Source organism: Janthinobacterium sp. KBS0711 (genome assembly GCF_000988085.1).
In the GTDB taxonomy this organism is placed as follows: Bacteria; Pseudomonadota; Gammaproteobacteria; order Burkholderiales; family Burkholderiaceae_D; genus Janthinobacterium; species Janthinobacterium lividum_E.
In genome coordinates, this window is record NZ_LBCO01000018.1 from 162,637 (window position 1) to 179,389 (window position 16,753).

A 16,753-nucleotide genomic window follows, 5' to 3' on the forward strand; every position below is an offset into this window, starting at 1 on the left:
TTAATTCAAAGGGAAATAGTACGATCGGTCATTTATTTGCTACACTCGTCAAACAAAAACCATTGAGGAGACTTACCATGAAATTTGCCGCATTCGCCATCAGCGCCATGCTGTGTGTCGCCCCTGCCCTCGCCTTGGCCGCAGATGTATCGCCGGTCGGCCTGTGGAAAAACATCGACGATGAGACTGGCAAGCCAAAAGCGCTGATACGCATCACGGAAAACAATGGCGTACTGCAAGGCCAGATTGAAAAGCTGTTCCGCGAGCCCAACGAAGACCAGGCGCCCAAATGCGAAAAGTGCGAAGGTGCGCGCAAGGATCAGCCCATTATCGGCATGGTGATCCTGACTGGCCTGAAAAAAGATGGCAATGATTTTACCGGCGGTGAAATCGTCGACCCCAAAAATGGCACCGTCTATAAAAGCAAAATCAGTCTGAGCGATGGCGGCAAGAAAATCAGCATGCGCGCCTACAAGGGCATACCGATGTTGGGCCGCACACAAACCTGGCTGCGCGAAGAATAATAAGCGCAACACTTCCGCCCTGACGAAGCCGGCCCTGCGCCGGCTTTTTTACGTCTGTTTTCCGTACACGGCCGTTGTTTTCCAGGCCGAATCGCGTTTTTTTGAAGCTATCTCCGAACGCCGAACGCCTATGCGCGCCACCGAACATACTTGAAGTTTCCTAAATGAAATAGTGCATGCCTGTGACGCCATCGCCCTGTAGCGAAAGGCGGCATGGCTCTGCCGGATGACCTCATCCGCGGATGACCGGCAATGACTGCCATGCACAAAGGAACTATATGAATCTCTTCAAGCGATATCTGAACCCGCTGCTCGTTTCGGCAGGTCTACTGGCCATGGCCGCCCTGGCCGGTTGCGGCGGCGGTGGCGACCAGGGACGCGATCCCATCCTCGGCTTGCCGGCGGCCACCTTGTCCAGCCTGGCCGTCACGCCAGCCACGGCCACGGTCGCCATCGGCGCGGGCCAGCAATTCACGGCCATCGCCACGTATAGCGACGGCTCCTCGCAAGACGTCAGCGCCAAGTCGGCCTGGACATCCGCCACGCCTGCGGCGGCCAGCGTCAACGCCAGCAGCGGCGTCGCCGCCGGCGTGAGCGCCGGCAGCAGCGGCATCAGCGCCACATTTGGCGGCAAGAGCGCCGCGGCGCAACTGACCGTCTCGCCCGCCACCTTGACAGCCATCGCCATCACGCCGCTCACGCCCTCCATCGCCATCGGCGGCACGCAGCAATTTGCGGTGAGCGGCAGCTTCAGCGACGGCGCCACGCGCGACGTCACGGCCGTGTCGGCCTTTGCCTCGGCCAGTCCCGCCACGGCCAGCATCGCCGCTGGCGGCCTGGCGCTGGGCAAGGTTGCCGGCACCACGCAGATCACCGCCACCACGGGCACGCTGACGGCCAGCACCTTGCTGACCGTTACGCCCGCCGTGCTGCTGTCGATCGCCGTCACGCCGCAAAATCCAACTGTGCTGATCGCCGCAACGCGCCAGCTGACCGTCATCGCCACCTATTCGGACGGCACCACGCCTGACGTCAGCGCCAGCAGCAGCTACAGTGCTGCCACGCCGGCAGCAGCAAAGATCGGCAGCACGGGCCTGGTCACGGGCGTTGCCAGCGGTAACAGCGTCATGACGGCCAGTTTCGGCGGCAAGAGCGCCAGCACCACCGTCACCGTACCGGCCGCCACCATGACCGGCATCGCCGTCACGCCAGCCACGGCCAGCATCACCGTCGGCGCCACGCAGCAATTCATCGCCACGGCAAGCTATTCGGATAACTCGACGGCCAACATCACCGCCAGCGCCCTGTGGACCACTGCGGCGCCTGCCACGGCTACCGTATTGAGCACAGGTATCGCCACCGGTATTACCGCCGGCACCGCCAGCATCACTGCCAGCGCCGGCGTCCTGTCGGGCAGCGCCCTCCTGAGCGTCACCGCCGTTGTCGTACCGCCACCGGCAGTGCTGTTGTCGATCGCCGTCACGCCGCAAAACCCGACCGTGCTGATCGCCGCGACGCGCCAGCTGGCCGTGATTGCCACGTATTCGGATAGCAGCACCGTCGACGTCACCGCCAGCAGCACCTTCGTTGCCGTCACACCAGCTTTCGCCAGCGTCGCCAGCAATGGTCTCGTCACCGGCGTTGCCTTTGGTACCAGCGTCATGAATGCCAGCTTCAACGGCAAGACGGCCAATACCACCGTCACCGTTCCTGCCGCCACCCTGGTCAGCATTGCCGTCACGCCAGCCACAGCCAGCATCGCCGTCGGCGGCGTGCAACAGTTCGTTGCCACGGCAACGTATTCGGATAGTTCGAACGCCATCATCACCAACAGCGCCACCTGGACGTCGGGCACCATCGCCACGGCCACGGTACTGAACACGGGTATCGCCACCGGCATCACCGCCGGCACTAGCAGCATCACCGCCACATCCGGCGGCCAGTCGGGCAGCGCGCTGCTGACCGTCACCGCTGTCGCCATCCCGCCCGTCCTGAATCCGATCATTCTGGGCCGCGCGGCATCGTTCGGCGTACTGGCCGGCACCTCGATCACGAATAATTCGGGCGGCACCACCCTGATCACGGGCGACGTCGGTTCGCCCTCGCAAACGGTCGACCCGACCCAGGCGGCAGGTTTTACCAACTACAAGTCGGGTGCCATCCTGGCCGGCGCCATGACGGACCTGCAAGCGGCGATCACGGACGGCAACAGCCGCATCTGCGACGTCACTTTTGCCGGCGGCATCGACCTCGGCGGCCAGACTTTCGGCCCCGGCGTGTATTGCTATGCGGGCGCCATCAGCATCACGGGCACCCTGACCCTGAACGGTCCTGGCGTGTATATCTTCCGCACGGCGCTGACCTTGAACTCGACCGTCAATTCGGTGGTTGCCCTGAACAACGGCGCCACGGCCGACAACGTCACCTGGCTGCCCGTCGGCCCGACCACCCTGGCCGCGAACAGCGTCTTCAAGGGCAATATCCTGGGCGAATCGGCTGCCATCACGGTGGGCGACAACACGACCTTGCTCAATGGCCGCGTGCTGACGGCTGCCGCCGTTACCCTGCGCAACAACCAGATCACCAAATAACCGGGACATGACCATGACTATCGCACACACACTGGGCGCCCTGAGCGTCATGACCGGCGCCTTGCTGGCGGCGCAACCGGCGCAGGCGCAGGACAACACGTTCATCAACCCGGACTGGGCCAACAGCGCCTGGTACATCGGCGCGGGCGTGGGCCAGTCGCGCGCCAACATCGACGAGCCGCGCCTGCGCGCCAGCCTGGCCGCCAACGGCGAAAGCGTCACCGGTTTCAGCAAGGACCAGCGCGACACCGGCTATAAACTGTTTGTCGGCCGCCAACTGAACCAGTATTTCGCCGTGGAAGCGGGCTACTTTGACCTGGGCAAGTTCGACTTCAAGTCGACCACCAGCGGCAACGGCGTGCTGAACGGACAAGCGGCCTTTCGCGGCGTGAACCTGGACTTGCTGGGTCAGCTGCCGCTGTCGCAGCGCCTGTCTTTGCTGGGCCGTGTCGGCATGCACTACACCAAGACCAACACGGAATTCAGCGGCAACCGCCTGCTGGGCTCGACCAATACCCATGCCAGCGAGCGCAAGCTCAACGCCAAGGTGGGCCTGGGCCTGGAATACAAGTTCAGCGAAGCGCTGGCCCTGCGCGGCGAAGTCGAGCGCTATCGCCTGAACGACGCCGTTGGCAACCGCGGCGATGCGGACCTGTATTCCGTCAGCCTCGTGTACAAACTGGGCCGCCCGGCCAGCGCCACGCCAGCCTACCAGCCTGCGCCAGAAGCGGCGCCCGTCGTCACGATGGCGCCACCGTTGGTCGAAGCCAAGCCCGCACCGGCCCCCGTGTCGGAAAAAGTGTCGTTTGCTTCCGAAGCACTGTTTGATTTCGATCAATCGATGCTCAAGCCGCAAGGCAAGGCGGCGCTGGACCAACTGCTCGGTCAATTGACGGGCATGGACCTGGAAGTGATCGTCACGGTCGGCCACACGGATGCCGTCGGCCCTGACGCCTACAACCAGAAACTGTCGCAACGCCGCGCCGAAGCCGTCAAGGCCTATCTGGTGGCGCAAGGCGTGGAAACGAACCGTGTCTACACGGAAGGCAAGGGAGAAACGCAGCCGGTGGCCGACAACACAAGTGCCGCCGGCCGCGCCAAGAACCGCCGCGTGACGGTGGAAGTGGTGGGCACGAAAAAAGTCATGCGTTAAGTTTCATGCGCAAAAAGAAACCGGCTCGCGCCGGTTTTTTTTCGTCCGCGGATTACTGCGCCGGGGTCGGCTTGCGGTGATGCTTGCTCAAATGCCGGTCCAGGCTATTGGCAAACTGTTGCCGGTCGGACTGGCTGAAGGCGGCCGGGCCGCCCGTGTCCACGCCGCCGCTGCGCAATTCTTCCATGAAGGCGCGCATCGTCAGTTGCTGGGCGATATTGTCCTTCGTGTAGAACTCGCCGCGCGGATTGAGCGCAAAACCGCCCTTGGTCAGCACGTCGGCGGCCAGCGGGATGTCGCCCGTGATGACCAGGTCGCCGGGATTCAACAGCCGCACGATTTCCTGGTCGGCCACGTCGGCGCCGGACGGCACTTGCACGGTGCGGATGAAACGCGAGGGCGGCACGCGCAAGCCCTGGTTGGCCACCAGAGTGAGCGGCAACTCCAGGCGGTCGGCGACCCGGTACAGGATTTCCTTGATGACGACGGGACAGGCGTCCGCGTCGATCCAGATTTGCATGCCCGGCATACCCTCTTGCGCCATCACAGTTCCCACGCTTCGCCGCCCGGGCCCATGCGCGGCGCGCTGACGCCGAAGTGCAAATAGGCGGCCGGCGTGGCGACACGGCCACGCGGCGTGCGCTGCAGGAAACCTTGCTGTATCAGATACGGTTCCAGCACGTCTTCGATGGTATCGGCCGCTTCGCCGATGGCTGCCGCCAGGTTGCCAATGCCGACGGGGCCGCCGCCGAACTTGAACAGCACGGCTTCAAGCAACTTGCGGTCCATCACGTCGAAGCCGGCGGAATCGACGTCAAGCATGGCCAGCGCGCGGTCGGCCACCACCTTGGTGATCTCGCCATTGCTTTTGACTTCCGCGAAATCGCGCACGCGGCGCAGCAAACGGTTGGCGATGCGGGGCGTGCCGCGGGCGCGCTGGGCGATTTCAATCGCGCCTTCCGGGTCGATGGGCGCTTTCAGCAAGGCCGCGCTGCGCGTGACGATCTTCGTCAGTTCGCCCGTGTTGTAAAACTCCAGGCGCGCGACGATGCCGAAGCGGTCGCGCAGCGGGTTGGTCAGCATGCCGGCGCGCGTCGTGGCGCCAACTAATGTAAACGGTTGCAGATCGAGCTTCACGGAACGGGCGGCCGGACCTTCGCCGATCATGATATCGATTTGATAATCCTCCAGCGCCGGATATAAAATTTCCTCAACGACCGGCGACAGCCGGTGGATTTCATCGATGAAGAGGACGTCGTTCGCTTCCAGGTTCGTCAGAATCGCCGCCAGGTCGCCCGGGCGCTCGAGCACGGGGCCGGAGGTCTGGCGCAAGTTGACGCCCATTTCGCGCGCGATGATGTGCGCCAGGGTCGTCTTGCCCAGGCCAGGCGGGCCGAACAGCAAGGTATGGTCGAGCGCTTCCTTGCGCTGGCGCGCGGCCGTGATGAAAATCTCGAGCTGGTCGCGGATCTTTTCCTGCCCCACGTACTCATCTAACTGCTTGGGACGCAAGGCCCGTTCGATCGCCTCTTCGTTGTGCGAGATGGGCGCCGCGTCAATGATGCGCTGTTCCGTGAAGCTGTCGGTCTGGATGCTCATGCCCTATCAGCCTTTCGACAGCGCTTTCAGCGCCAGTTTGATGCCGTCCGACACGCCCGTACCGGCCGGCACGTTCTTCACGGCGGCCAGCGCTTCCTTGTCCGAATAGCCGAGCGCGACCAGCGCGTTGAGGATATCCGATTGCGCGTCCGGCGCCGCATGCGCGCCGCCGGCGCCGATATCGGCCCCCAGCTTGCCCTTCAATTCCAGTAACAGGCGCTCGGCCGTCTTCTTGCCGATGCCCGGCACTTTGACCAAACGGCCGGAATCCTGCAGGGTGATGGCTTGGGCCAGGTCGGCAATCGTCATGCCGGAAAGAATCGACAGCGCCATGCGCGCGCCCACGCCCGTGATCTTGATCAACTGGCGGAATACTGCCCGCTCGGCCGCATTGCCGAAGCCAAACAGCAGGTGCGCATCTTCGCGGATGGCCTGGTGCGTGAACAGCACGACTTTTTCGCCCACGTGGGGCAAGTTGTAAAAGGTGCTCATCGGCACGTCGACTTCATAGCCGACGCCCTGGCAATCGACCAGCAATTGTGGCGGATTCTTTTCAAGCAAAATACCGGAGAGACGGCCTATCATCGCGTGTTCCTAATGTTGTGTATCGTTGTTTCTATTGATATGAGGGCCATGCGCCTACCCTACTAAACGGCCGCGCTTCATGCGCAAGCCCTGCAGTTGCGGCGCCAGCGCCCCGAGCATGGCCAGCGCGTCGACGCTGTTGGCGTGGCAAATGGCCACGCCCAGGGCATCGGCCGCATCCGTGCCGGGCAAGCCGGGCAAGGACAGCAGCCGCGACACCATTTCCTGCACCTGCTCCTTGGCCGCCTTGCCGTGCCCCGTGACGGCCTGTTTCACTTGCAACGCCGTGTATTCGGCCACCGACAGGTCGGCATGGACGAGCGCGCAAATGGCCGCGCCACGCGCCTGGCCCAGCAGCAAGGTCGATTGAGGATTGACGTTGACAAACACTTTTTCGATGGCCGCGCAATCGGGCTGGTAGGTGCCGACGATTTCGCTCACGCCCCGCAGGATGACCTTCAGGCGCGGCGGCAATTCCCCTTCGGAACCCGTCTTGACGGTTCCCGACGCGATATAGCGCAGCTTGTTGCCGTGTTTTTCAATGACCCCAAAGCCGGTGGTGCGCAAGCCAGGATCGATGCCAAGAATAATCATCGCCAGATTCTATAATGAATACGGCAGGCACCGGTGAATAACCGATGCCTGCCGCTGAGTACTTTTTAGAGTAGTTGTAGGTCGGATTAGCGGTACGCGTAATCCGACATGCGTTGCCAACTGCACTTGTCGGATTACGCGCGGCCTGCGGCCCCGCCAATCCGACCTACTTTCTCCATCGATATTAATGACGGAAGTGACGCGTACCCGTGTACAGCATGACCACGCCGCGCTCGTCCGCCGCATCGATCACTTCCTGGTCGCGCATGGAGCCGCCCGGGTGGATGACGCAGGTCGCGCCCGCGTCGACGACGACGTCGAGGCCGTCGCGGAACGGGAAGAAGGCGTCCGACGCCACCACCGAACCGGTCAGCGACAGGCCTGCGTTTTGCGCCTTGATGGAAGCGATGCGGGCCGAGTCGATACGGCTCATCTGGCCAGCGCCCACGCCCAGGGTCATGTTGTTGCCACAGAAGACGATGGCGTTCGACTTGACGAATTTCGCCACTTTCCAGGCGAACATCAGGTCGGCCAGTTGCTGCGGCGTTGGCTGCAGTTTGCTGACCACGCGCAAGTCGCCGACACCGACGTTTTTCGCGTCCGGCGATTGCACCAGCAAGCCGCCACCAACGCGCTTGAAGTCCATGGCGTGCACGCCGCTGCCCAGCGGGATTTCCAGCATGCGCACGTTTTGCTTGCTCGACAGAATCTGTTTCGCTTCGGCGGAGAACGACGGGGCGATCAGCACTTCGACGAACAGCTTGGCGATTTCGCCGGCCGTGGCGCCGTCGAGTTCCGTGTTGAAGGCGATGATGCCGCCAAATGCCGAGGTCGGGTCCGTCTGCAGGGCGCGCGCATACGCTTCCGCCGCATTTTTGCCCAGGGCCACGCCGCATGGGTTCGCATGCTTGACGATGACGCAAGCGGCGCTTTGCTCGAAGCCGCCCATGCTCTTCACGCATTCCCAGGCCGCATCAGCGTCGGCGATGTTGTTGTACGACAATTCCTTGCCTTGCAGCTGGCGGTAGTTGGCCAGCGCGCCATCGGTGGTGACGAGGTCGCGGTAGAAGGCGGCGCTCTGGTGCGGGTTCTCGCCGTAGCGCATGTCTTGCACTTTTTCAAAGGCCACGTTCAGGATTTGCGGGTAAGCGCCGCGCTCGGCGTGCACTTTCGTCGGGCCCAGGCTGGTCAGGTAGTTGGTGATGGCACCATCGTATTGCGCCGTGTGCGCAAAGACTTTTTTCGCCAGCATGAACTTGGTGTCGTAGCTGACATCGCCTGCCTTGCCGTCGGCCGCACGCATTTCCGCCAGTACCACGTCGTAGTCGGTCGGATCGCAGATGACAACCACGTCCTTGTGGTTCTTGGCCGCCGAACGCAGCATGGTCGGGCCGCCGATATCGATGTTTTCGATCGCGTCTTCCAGGGTGCAATCGGCCTTGGCGACCGTGCCCTGGAACGGGTACAGGTTGACCACCACCATGTCGATGGTCGGCATGTCGTGCTCGACCAGCTTCGACATGTGCTCAGGGAAATCGCGGCGCGCCAGGATACCGCCGTGTACTTTCGGGTGCAGGGTTTTCACACGGCCATCGAGCATCTCCGGGAAACCCGTGTAATCGGCAACTTCCGTGACAGGAACGCCGTTGTCTGCCAGCAATTTGGCGGTGCCGCCCGTGGACAGGAGGTTGACGCCGAGGGCGGACAGGGCGCGGGCGAATTCGAGAACGCCGGTCTTGTCGGAAACGGAGAGGAGAGCTTGTTTGATCATGGCTGTGGCTAGGTGGTTAAGTGTTCTTGGCGAATGGCGCAGTTCAGTCTTCAGGCGAAGACTGCTGCGGCGGATTCAAATCTTGGCGTCACTTGCATGCCGGCATTACAGCAAACCGTGCTCCTGCAATTTCTTGCGCAGGGTATTGCGGTTGATGCCCAGCATCTGCGCGGCGTGCGACTGGTTGCCATCGGCGCGTGTCATCACGACTTCCAGGATGGGCTTTTCCACGGTCAGCACGACCATGTCGTAGATATTCGATGCTTGCTGTTCGCCCAGGTCATTGAAGTAATCTTCTAGACTTTTCTGTACGACTTCCTGAATGCTTTCTTTGCTCATTTGTATGCTTCAACCGGCTGAACACCTGGCCATCCGGTGCCGCGTCGCTCCTGCGGTCCGCGTGCTGCCCTCTTGCCTCGGTGTTGTAATTAATATTGCATGACGCTCTGTATAGGCGCTCGCCCTTGTACTTCTTATCACTCTTGCTGATCACTATTACTTATAACTTATACAACTGCCTTGCTATCTGCTCATGCTGCCGTGGCCACTTCTATCAAGCCACTTTCACTGGATTCGGAGAGGCGGTATTGTAACCGTTCGCCAAATTTCCATTGCGACTCAAAAAATTGATCGACGGCCAGCAATTGCGCTTCCGTCGATTCCAGCAAGTTCATTTGCTGGCGGAACGCTTCGCCGCCTTCCAGATCCTTGACGTACCAGCCGATGTGCTTGCGCGCCGTGCGCACGCCGAGAAATTCACCGTAAAACGCGTAATGGGCGCGCAAATGCTCGTCCATCAGGCTGCGCACTTCATCCACGTATGGCGCCGGCAGCAAGGTGCCGGTGCGCAGGAAATGGTCGATTTCGCGGCAAATCCACGGCCGGCCCTGCGCCGCGCGGCCGATCATGACGGCATCAGCGCCCGTTTGATCGAGCACAAAGCGGGCCTTTTCCGGGCTGGTAATGTCGCCATTGGCCACCACGGGGATGCCTACCGACGCTTTCACGGCGGCAATGGTTTCATATTCGGCATCGCCCTTGTAGCCATCGGCGCGCGTGCGGCCGTGCAAGGTCAACATCTGGATACCGGCTTGCTCGGCGATGCGGGCGATGGTCAGGGCATTCTTGTTGGAACGGTTCCAGCCCGTGCGAAATTTCAGGGTGACGGGCACGTCAACGGCGTTGACGACGGCGTGCAAAATCTTTTCAACCAGGCTTTCATCTTGCAACAGGGCCGAACCGCACCAGCTGTTGCACACCTTTTTCACGGGGCAACCCATGTTGATGTCGATGATCTGCGCACCCCGGTCCACATTGAACTTGGCGCAGTCGGCCAGGTCTTGCGGATCGGCGCCGGCAATCTGCACGGCTTTCGGCTCCATTTCGCCTTCGTGGTCCGTGCGGCGCGAGCTTTTTTCCGTTGCCCACAGGCGCGGATTCGACGCCGCCATCTCCGACACGGCGTAACCGGCACCCAACTGCTTGCACAACTGGCGGAAAGGCCGATCCGTCACTCCCGCCATGGGAGCGACGAAAACGTTGTTGCGCAGAATGTGAGGGCCGATTTGCACTGAGGAACCTGGAATGGACGGAGGAACCTGCTATTTTAACCGATTCCCTGCCTATTTAATAAGCACTATTTTTTTGGCTCAGTGCGTCAGAGTGACGATGGGGCCGCTTAGCCCAGCTCGTCCATCGCGGGCGCGCTCAGGTGTTCGATATTTCCCCAGTGCACTAAATGCAGCTTGCCGTCCACGTATGAGAAACGGTTGACGCTGGCATTTTTCACCTGGAAGTCGCGCGGACTGTCGAGCGTCATGCCGACCGCCTCGCGGTAAGCGCACTCGAGCACGCCGCCGTGCGCCACGATGGCGATGGTCTGGCCGTCATATTGTTCGGCCCAGCGGGCGATGGCGCCATTCGCGCGCGCATAAAACTGGCGGAAACTTTCGGCCTGGCGCTCGCCCGACGGCATCACGGCGTCGATCTGGCGCGATTGCCATTGCGCATACTCATGCGGATAGCGCGCGGCAATGTCCGCATACAGCAAGCCTTCGAAAGCGCCGTAGCAGCGCTCGCGCAGCAAGGGATCCGTTTGCACGGATAAACCTTTCTCGTCGGCCACGGCTTGCGCCGTCTGCCGCGCGCGCTGCAGATCGCTGGCGATGATCGCGGCCAGCGGTTCGTCCGCCAGCGCCTGTCCCAGCGCGGAAGCTTGCGCCAGACCCGCCTCGTTCAAGGCGATGTCGATATGGCCTTGCAGGCGGCGGCCCGCATTCCAGGCCGTCTCGCCATGGCGTATCAGTAAAATCGTGGTGCTCATGCTTTATTTCTTCAGGGTAAGTGCCAACTCGGGATTGAGCGAATAGGCGACGACGAGCTGGGCTTCGTCGAGGATGTGGCCGTACAGGGCGGCATACGCTTGCTGCCCCGTGAAACGCTCGGGCAAGGCCAGCTGCGGCACGTCGAGCGCGTACAGGCGGAAAATATAGTGGTGGATGCGCTCGTCATTCCACGGCGGGCACGGGCCATCATAGCCGTAGTAATCGCCGGCCATGGCGGCATCGTCGGCAAACCAGCCCGTGTAGTCGTTGACGCCCTGGCGCAGACCAGGACCGGCAGCCTTGCCGCGCGGCGTGATGCCGCTGGAAAATTCTCCGGCGGCAATCACGCGCATGCTGATGGGAATATCGAGCAAGCTCCAGTGATAAAAGTCGCCGCGCAGCGCCGTCAGCGACAGGGCCTGGTCATCGCGGTTGGCCAGGCTGGCGTCCTGCGGCGCATCGGGGTCGATGCAGAACAGGGCCAGCGACTCGGTGCCGTTGGGCACCTCGTCCCAGGCCAGATGGGGATTGCGATTAGCGGCGAGGCGCACGCGGCTGGCCGGATCGATCTCGGCAAAGGCATTACCGGCCGGCATCAGGCCACCATCACGAAACGTCTCGCTCCACAATTTCATCGCTTGCTCCTTTTTATAGTTATTGCTTTGCGCTTATTTGGCATTCACTTGCAGCCAGAACGTGACGGGGCCGTCGTTCGTCAGCGACACTTGCATGTCGGCGCCGAACTGCCCCGTTTGCACGGTCGCATGGCGGCTGCGTGCCTGGTCCACGAAATGCGTGAACAGGCGCAAGCCGTCCTGCGGCGCGGCCGCCGGCGTAAACGACGGGCGCGTGCCGGACTTGGTGTCGGCCGCCAGGGTAAACTGCGGCACCAGCAGCAAGCCGCCGGCCACGTCCGTCACGCTGCGGTTCATCTTGCCCGCCTCGTCGGCAAACACGCGGTAGCCGAGCAGCTTGGCCAGCAGGGCGTCCGCTTCCTTCTCCGTATCGCCCCGCTCGGCGCACACGAGCACCATCAGCCCGGCGTCGATGGCGCCGATGGTGGCGCCAGCAACGTCGACTTTCGCCTGCGTCACTCTTTGCAGCAGCGCGATCATGCCGTCAAGGTGACGCGCGCAAAGCTGCGCTTGCCAACTTGCAACACGAACTGGCCGGCTTCCACTTGCAAGCCCTTGTCGCTGATGACGGTGCCGTCGATACGCACGCCGCCCTGGTCAATCTTGCGCATGGCTTCCGACGTGGACGGGCACAGGCCAGCTTGCTTGAGCAATTGCGGGATGCCCAGCGGTGCGCCAGCGAGGCTCACTTCCGGGATATCGTCGGGAATGCCGCCCTTCGAGCGGTTGACGAAGTCGGCCAGCGCATCTTCGGCCGCCTGCCGCGAGTGGAAGCGGGCGACGATTTCTTGCGCCAGCGCAACCTTGGCATCGCGCGGATTGCGGCCTTCCTCGACTTCGCGCTTCAGCTGGGCCAGTTCGGCGATCGAACGCCACGACAGCAGCTCGTAGTAGCGCCACATCATGACGTCGGAAATGCTCATCAGCTTGGCGAACATGGTGTTGCCCGGTTCCGTGATGCCGATGTAGTTATTCTTCGACTTGGACATTTTTTCCACGCCGTCCAAACCTTCCAGCAGCGGCATGGTCAAAATACACTGCTGCTCCTGTCCGTACTGCTTTTGCAGTTCGCGGCCCACCAGCAGGTTGAACTTCTGGTCCGTGCCGCCCAGTTCCAGGTCCGATTTCAGGGCCACCGAGTCGTAACCTTGCATCAGCGGGTACAGGAATTCGTGTACGGAAATAGGAATGCCGCCCTGGAAGCGCTTGGTGAAGTCGTCGCGCTCGATCATGCGCGCCACCGTGTAGTGGGAAGCGAGCTGGATGATGCCGCGTGCGCCCAACGGATCACACCACTCGGAGTTATAGCGAATTTCAGTCTTGCTGGCGTCCAACACTAAAGATGCTTGCGCGAAATACGTCATCGCGTTAATCTCGATCTGTTCCTTGGTCAGCGGCGGGCGCGTGACGTTGCGGCCCGAAGGGTCGCCGATCATGGACGTGAAGTCGCCAATGAGGAAAATGACTTGATGGCCGAGGTTTTGCAACTGGCGCATCTTGTTCAGCACGACAGTGTGGCCCAGATGCAAGTCGGGTGCGGTCGGGTCCAGGCCCAGTTTGATGCGCAGCGGAACACCGGTTTTCTCGGAGCGTGCTAATTTTTGCGCAAATTCGCTTTCGATCAATAGTTCGTCGACGCCACGCTTGGTAATCGCGAGGGCTTCTTGTACTCTGTCAGACAGCGGAAGCGCGGTCTGAGCGGCGTTAGCCTTTGTAGGCGATGCGGTGGTGTTGATTTCCATAAAATTTGACTGTAGATCTCAAAATGGTAGTAGGTTTGCGGAGTTTGCTATAATGCTCGATCCCATCAATCTTGCCGTATGAAAACGAATCAAAATAACAATAACAAAGAGCGCTAGCTCAGGTCACGTTCAAGGGCAAATTTTAACTGATTGCATGAACCCTATACATAAAATCACAGGCTCACGCTTGTACACACAGCTGACGACGACCCGCAAGGCACGCATTATTGGTGCGTCCGCGGTGCTGCTCGCCGTGGCCGCCTTCGGCGCGGTCGCTGTGTCGCCTATGGCGCCCGACGCATCGGACCTGCCGGTCACGTCCATCGCCCAAAACCTGGAAATGCCTGATCTTGCCTCGCAAATTTCCGCGATGGAACAGGTAGACCAGAATTTCACCCACGAAGAAAAAGTCCGCGCTGGCGATACCCTCGCCACCCTGCTGACCCGTCTCGGCGTGGATGATCAGGCGGCCGCCAATTTCATTAAAACCGACAAGATCGCGCGCGGCGTGATGTTGCTGAAATCGGGCAAGCGCGTACAAGCGCAAACGACCGAAAACGGCGACCTCAACTGGATGCGCGCCACCCTCGTCGACGGCACGGACAAATCGGTCAAGAACATCCTGATCACCCGCAAGGGCGACAAGTTCGTGGCCACGGAAGTGGCAGCCCAGTTGGAACGCCGCGTTGAAATGCACGCGCGCAAGATTACTTCCACCCTGTTCGCCGCCACCGACTCCAGCCTGGACGGCACCCGCCTGCCAGACTCGATTTCCGCGCAAATCGTGGAAATGTTCTCCACCAATATCGACTTCCGCTCCGACCTGAAACGCGGCGACTCGTTCAATGTTGTCTACGAAACATTCTGGCAAGATGGCGAATTTGTCCGAGCGGGCCGCATCCTGGCCGGTGAATTCACCAACCGCGGCACGACTTACCAGTCCGTTTGGTTCGAAGACCCAGCCAGCAAGCAAGGCGGCGGTTACTACAGTTTCGACGGCAAGTCCCTCAAAAAAGCCTTCCTGAAATCCCCCCTCGAATTTTCCCGTATCTCGTCCGGCTTCTCCATGCGCGTGCACCCGATTTCCGGCAACTGGAAAGCGCACAAGGGCATCGATTTCGCTGCAGCAACCGGTACACCAATCCGCGCTTCGGGCGATGGCGTGGTCGATTCCGTCGGCAGCCAAAACGGCTATGGCAATGTTGTCGTCCTGAAACACTGGGCCAACTACAGCACCGCCTATGCGCACATGAGCCGCTTCGCTTCGGGCCTGAAAAAAGGTCAAAAAGTGAGCCAGGGCGATGTGATCGGCTACGTCGGCACCACCGGCTGGTCCACGGGCGCGCATTTGCACTATGAATTCCGCGTCGGCGGCGTGGCGCAAGATCCAAGCAAGCTGAACGTACAAGCCCAGGCGCCATTGACGGCCGCCGAGCTGAGCCGCTTCCGCATGGTGTCGGCCGACATGATGCACCGCTTCACCCTGCTGCGTCCTAACGACACGGCACTGGCTTCGCGCTAAGCAACACTGCCTTCGGGCAATATATAAAGGCACCGCCCATGCAGATGGCCGGTGCCTTTGTTTTTCTCGCTCGCTTCTGCGTACGGCACAAATGCGGCACAATGTACCCCCATCACTTACCCACTCAAGGAACATCCCATGCTGTATATCGGCCTGATGTCTGGCACCAGCCTCGATGGCGTTGACGGTGCGCTGGTCGACTTTTCCGACGATGGCGGCACGCGCAGCCTCGGCGATGCCTACATTCCCTTTCCCGCCAGCCTGCGCGACGACCTGATGGCGCTACAAAGTGCCGGCCAGAATGAAATCGAACGCGAAGCACTGGCGGCAAATCAGCTCGTGCGCCATTACGCCGACTGCGTCGCCCAGCTCCTGAGCAACGCGGGCATCGGCCCGGATGCCGTCACCGCCATCGGCGCACATGGCCAGACCATCCGCCACCGCCCCGAGCTGGGTTTTACGCGCCAGTTGAACAACCCTGCCCTGCTGGCCGAACTGACGGGCATCGACGTCATCGCCGACTTGCGCAGCCGCGACGTGGCGGCAGGCGGCCAGGGCGCGCCACTGGTGCCCGCCTTTCACCAGGCCATTTTCAATCTGCCCGGCCACACGCGCGTGCTGGCCAATATCGGCGGTATCAGCAATATCAGCGTGTTGCACGCGGACGGCAAGGTGACAGGCTACGACACGGGCCCCGGCAATGCATTGATGGATGGCTGGGTCTTGCAGCACTTGGGCCAGCCCTACGACGCCAACGGCGCCTGGGCCGCCACGGGCCAGGTCATCCCCGCCTTGCTGGCAGACTTGCTCAATGAACCGTATTTTGACTTGCCGGCACCGAAAAGCACGGGCCGCGACCTGTTCCATGCCGACTGGCTGAGCGCCAAGCTGGCCAATTATCCGGCCGCCCTGCCCGCCGACGTGCAGTCGACCTTGACCCAACTGACGGCCGCCAGCCTGGCGCACGCCATCCTACGCGACGGGGCGCAGGCGGAAACCGTGTATGTGTGTGGCGGCGGCGCGCAGAACGCCAACCTGATGGCGGCGCTGGCCCGTGCATTGCCGGGCATGGCGGTGGAATCGACAGAAGCGCTGGGCGTGGCGCCCAGCCAGGTCGAGGCCCTGGCCTTTGCCTGGCTGGCCTGGCGTTTTACACAGCGCAAGCCGGGCAACTTGCCGGCCGTGACGGGCGCGCAGGGGCTGAGGGTACTGGGCGCCTTGTACCCGAGCTAAGCGGGCGCAGAAACACAAATAGCGGATCGATGATCCGCTATTTTCTTACTTGCCCAGTTTAGTACTTAAACGGAGAAAGACGAACCGCAACCGCAGGTGGAAGTCGCGGTAGGGTTTTTAATCACGAACTGCGCGCCTTCCAGGTCATCCTTGTAGTCGATTTCCGCGCCGACCAGGTACTGGTAGCTCATGGAATCGATCAACAGCTGGACGCCGTTCTTGACCATGGTGGTGTCATCTTCGTTGACGATTTCGTCGAAGGTGAATCCATACTGGAAACCGGAGCAGCCGCCGCCTTGCACGAAGACGCGCAATTTCAGGTCGGGATTGCCTTCTTCTTCGATCAGTTGCGCGACTTTTTCAGCGGCGCTATCGGTAAAGATAATAGGGGAAGGGATCACATCTTGCATTTCAGCGACGGCATTCATATCAGGCACTCCTACTAGAAAACATTAAGTCATTATAGACTGTTGGCGCAAG

Annotated in this window: 17 protein-coding genes; 5 read left to right on the forward strand and 12 right to left on the reverse strand. The window is 61.4% G+C overall.

Annotated features, from left to right (window positions below; genetic code table 11):
- The first annotated feature begins 77 nt into the window (after positions 1 to 77).
- The 3 genes from VM94_RS10500 to VM94_RS10510 all read left to right on the forward strand — a co-directional run bounded on the left by VM94_RS10500 (position 78) and on the right by VM94_RS10510 (position 4,268).
- The gene (locus VM94_RS10500) at positions 78 to 524 is read left to right on the forward strand and encodes a DUF2147 domain-containing protein (protein ID WP_046683443.1); all 447 of its coding nucleotides are present in this window, start codon (positions 78 to 80) and stop codon (positions 522 to 524) included.
- Positions 525 to 802: 278 nt separating this feature from the next.
- On the forward strand, positions 803 to 3,115 hold the full coding sequence (locus VM94_RS10505) for a beta strand repeat-containing protein (RefSeq protein ID WP_052755707.1): 2,313 nt from the start codon (positions 803 to 805) through the stop codon (positions 3,113 to 3,115).
- Positions 3,116 to 3,128: 13 nt separating this feature from the next.
- Positions 3,129 to 4,268, forward strand: a complete 1,140-nt coding sequence (locus tag VM94_RS10510; RefSeq protein ID WP_046683528.1) for an OmpA family protein — start codon at positions 3,129 to 3,131, stop codon at positions 4,266 to 4,268.
- 52 nt (positions 4,269 to 4,320) lie between these two features.
- On the opposite strand, the gene VM94_RS10515 is transcribed toward VM94_RS10510, so the two are convergent.
- The 11 genes from VM94_RS10515 to tyrS form a co-directional block, all read right to left on the reverse strand.
- Positions 4,321 to 4,788: a YaiI/YqxD family protein gene (locus tag VM94_RS10515; protein WP_046683529.1), complete on the reverse strand. Its 468-nt coding sequence runs from the start codon at positions 4,786 to 4,788 to the stop codon at positions 4,321 to 4,323.
- A 23-nt stretch (positions 4,789 to 4,811) separates the two neighbouring features.
- Positions 4,812 to 5,867, reverse strand: a complete 1,056-nt coding sequence (ruvB, locus tag VM94_RS10520) for a Holliday junction branch migration DNA helicase RuvB (protein WP_046683444.1) — start codon at positions 5,865 to 5,867, stop codon at positions 4,812 to 4,814.
- Between the two features lie 6 nt (positions 5,868 to 5,873).
- Positions 5,874 to 6,452: a Holliday junction branch migration protein RuvA gene (ruvA, locus tag VM94_RS10525; RefSeq protein WP_034749203.1), complete on the reverse strand. Its 579-nt coding sequence runs from the start codon at positions 6,450 to 6,452 to the stop codon at positions 5,874 to 5,876.
- A gap of 54 nt (positions 6,453 to 6,506) precedes the next feature.
- Entirely contained in the window at positions 6,507 to 7,046 is a 540-nt protein-coding gene (ruvC, locus tag VM94_RS10530) for a crossover junction endodeoxyribonuclease RuvC (protein WP_046683445.1), read from the reverse strand.
- 184 nt (positions 7,047 to 7,230) lie between these two features.
- Positions 7,231 to 8,817, reverse strand: coding sequence for a bifunctional phosphoribosylaminoimidazolecarboxamide formyltransferase/IMP cyclohydrolase (gene purH, locus VM94_RS10535; RefSeq protein ID WP_046683446.1), 1,587 nt, complete (start codon positions 8,815 to 8,817; stop codon positions 7,231 to 7,233).
- 105 nt (positions 8,818 to 8,922) lie between these two features.
- Positions 8,923 to 9,156 (reverse strand): helix-turn-helix domain-containing protein, encoded by a 234-nt coding sequence (locus VM94_RS10540; protein WP_008445162.1) that lies wholly within the window; start codon positions 9,154 to 9,156, stop codon positions 8,923 to 8,925.
- 191 nt (positions 9,157 to 9,347) lie between these two features.
- Positions 9,348 to 10,388, reverse strand: a complete 1,041-nt coding sequence (gene dusB, locus VM94_RS10545; protein ID WP_082127662.1) for a tRNA dihydrouridine synthase DusB — start codon at positions 10,386 to 10,388, stop codon at positions 9,348 to 9,350.
- Between the two features lie 107 nt (positions 10,389 to 10,495).
- On the reverse strand, positions 10,496 to 11,140 hold the full coding sequence (locus tag VM94_RS10550) for a histidine phosphatase family protein (RefSeq protein WP_046683447.1): 645 nt from the start codon (positions 11,138 to 11,140) through the stop codon (positions 10,496 to 10,498).
- A gap of 3 nt (positions 11,141 to 11,143) precedes the next feature.
- Complete coding sequence (locus tag VM94_RS10555; protein WP_046683448.1) at positions 11,144 to 11,776, reverse strand: YbhB/YbcL family Raf kinase inhibitor-like protein; 633 nt, start codon at positions 11,774 to 11,776, stop codon at positions 11,144 to 11,146.
- 33 nt (positions 11,777 to 11,809) lie between these two features.
- A complete protein-coding gene (dtd, locus tag VM94_RS10560) occupies positions 11,810 to 12,256 on the reverse strand; it encodes a D-aminoacyl-tRNA deacylase (protein ID WP_046683449.1) in 447 nt (148 codons plus the stop codon).
- A complete protein-coding gene (tyrS, locus tag VM94_RS10565; protein WP_046683450.1) occupies positions 12,253 to 13,518 on the reverse strand; it encodes a tyrosine--tRNA ligase in 1,266 nt (421 codons plus the stop codon). The genes dtd and tyrS overlap by 4 nt, the downstream gene beginning before the upstream one ends.
- Before the next feature lie 154 nt (positions 13,519 to 13,672).
- Here tyrS and VM94_RS10570 point away from each other — a divergent pair, with 154 nt between their 5' ends.
- Both VM94_RS10570 and VM94_RS10575 read left to right on the forward strand, forming a co-directional pair.
- The gene (locus VM94_RS10570; protein ID WP_034749221.1) at positions 13,673 to 15,040 is read left to right on the forward strand and encodes a M23 family metallopeptidase; all 1,368 of its coding nucleotides are present in this window, start codon (positions 13,673 to 13,675) and stop codon (positions 15,038 to 15,040) included.
- 138 nt (positions 15,041 to 15,178) lie between these two features.
- Complete coding sequence (locus VM94_RS10575) at positions 15,179 to 16,273, forward strand: anhydro-N-acetylmuramic acid kinase (RefSeq protein ID WP_046683451.1); 1,095 nt, start codon at positions 15,179 to 15,181, stop codon at positions 16,271 to 16,273.
- 65 nt (positions 16,274 to 16,338) lie between these two features.
- Here VM94_RS10575 and erpA read toward each other — a convergent pair whose 3' ends face one another.
- A complete protein-coding gene (gene erpA / locus VM94_RS10580) occupies positions 16,339 to 16,701 on the reverse strand; it encodes an iron-sulfur cluster insertion protein ErpA (RefSeq protein WP_029496047.1) in 363 nt (120 codons plus the stop codon).
- Between the last annotated feature and the right edge of the window lie 52 nt (positions 16,702 to 16,753).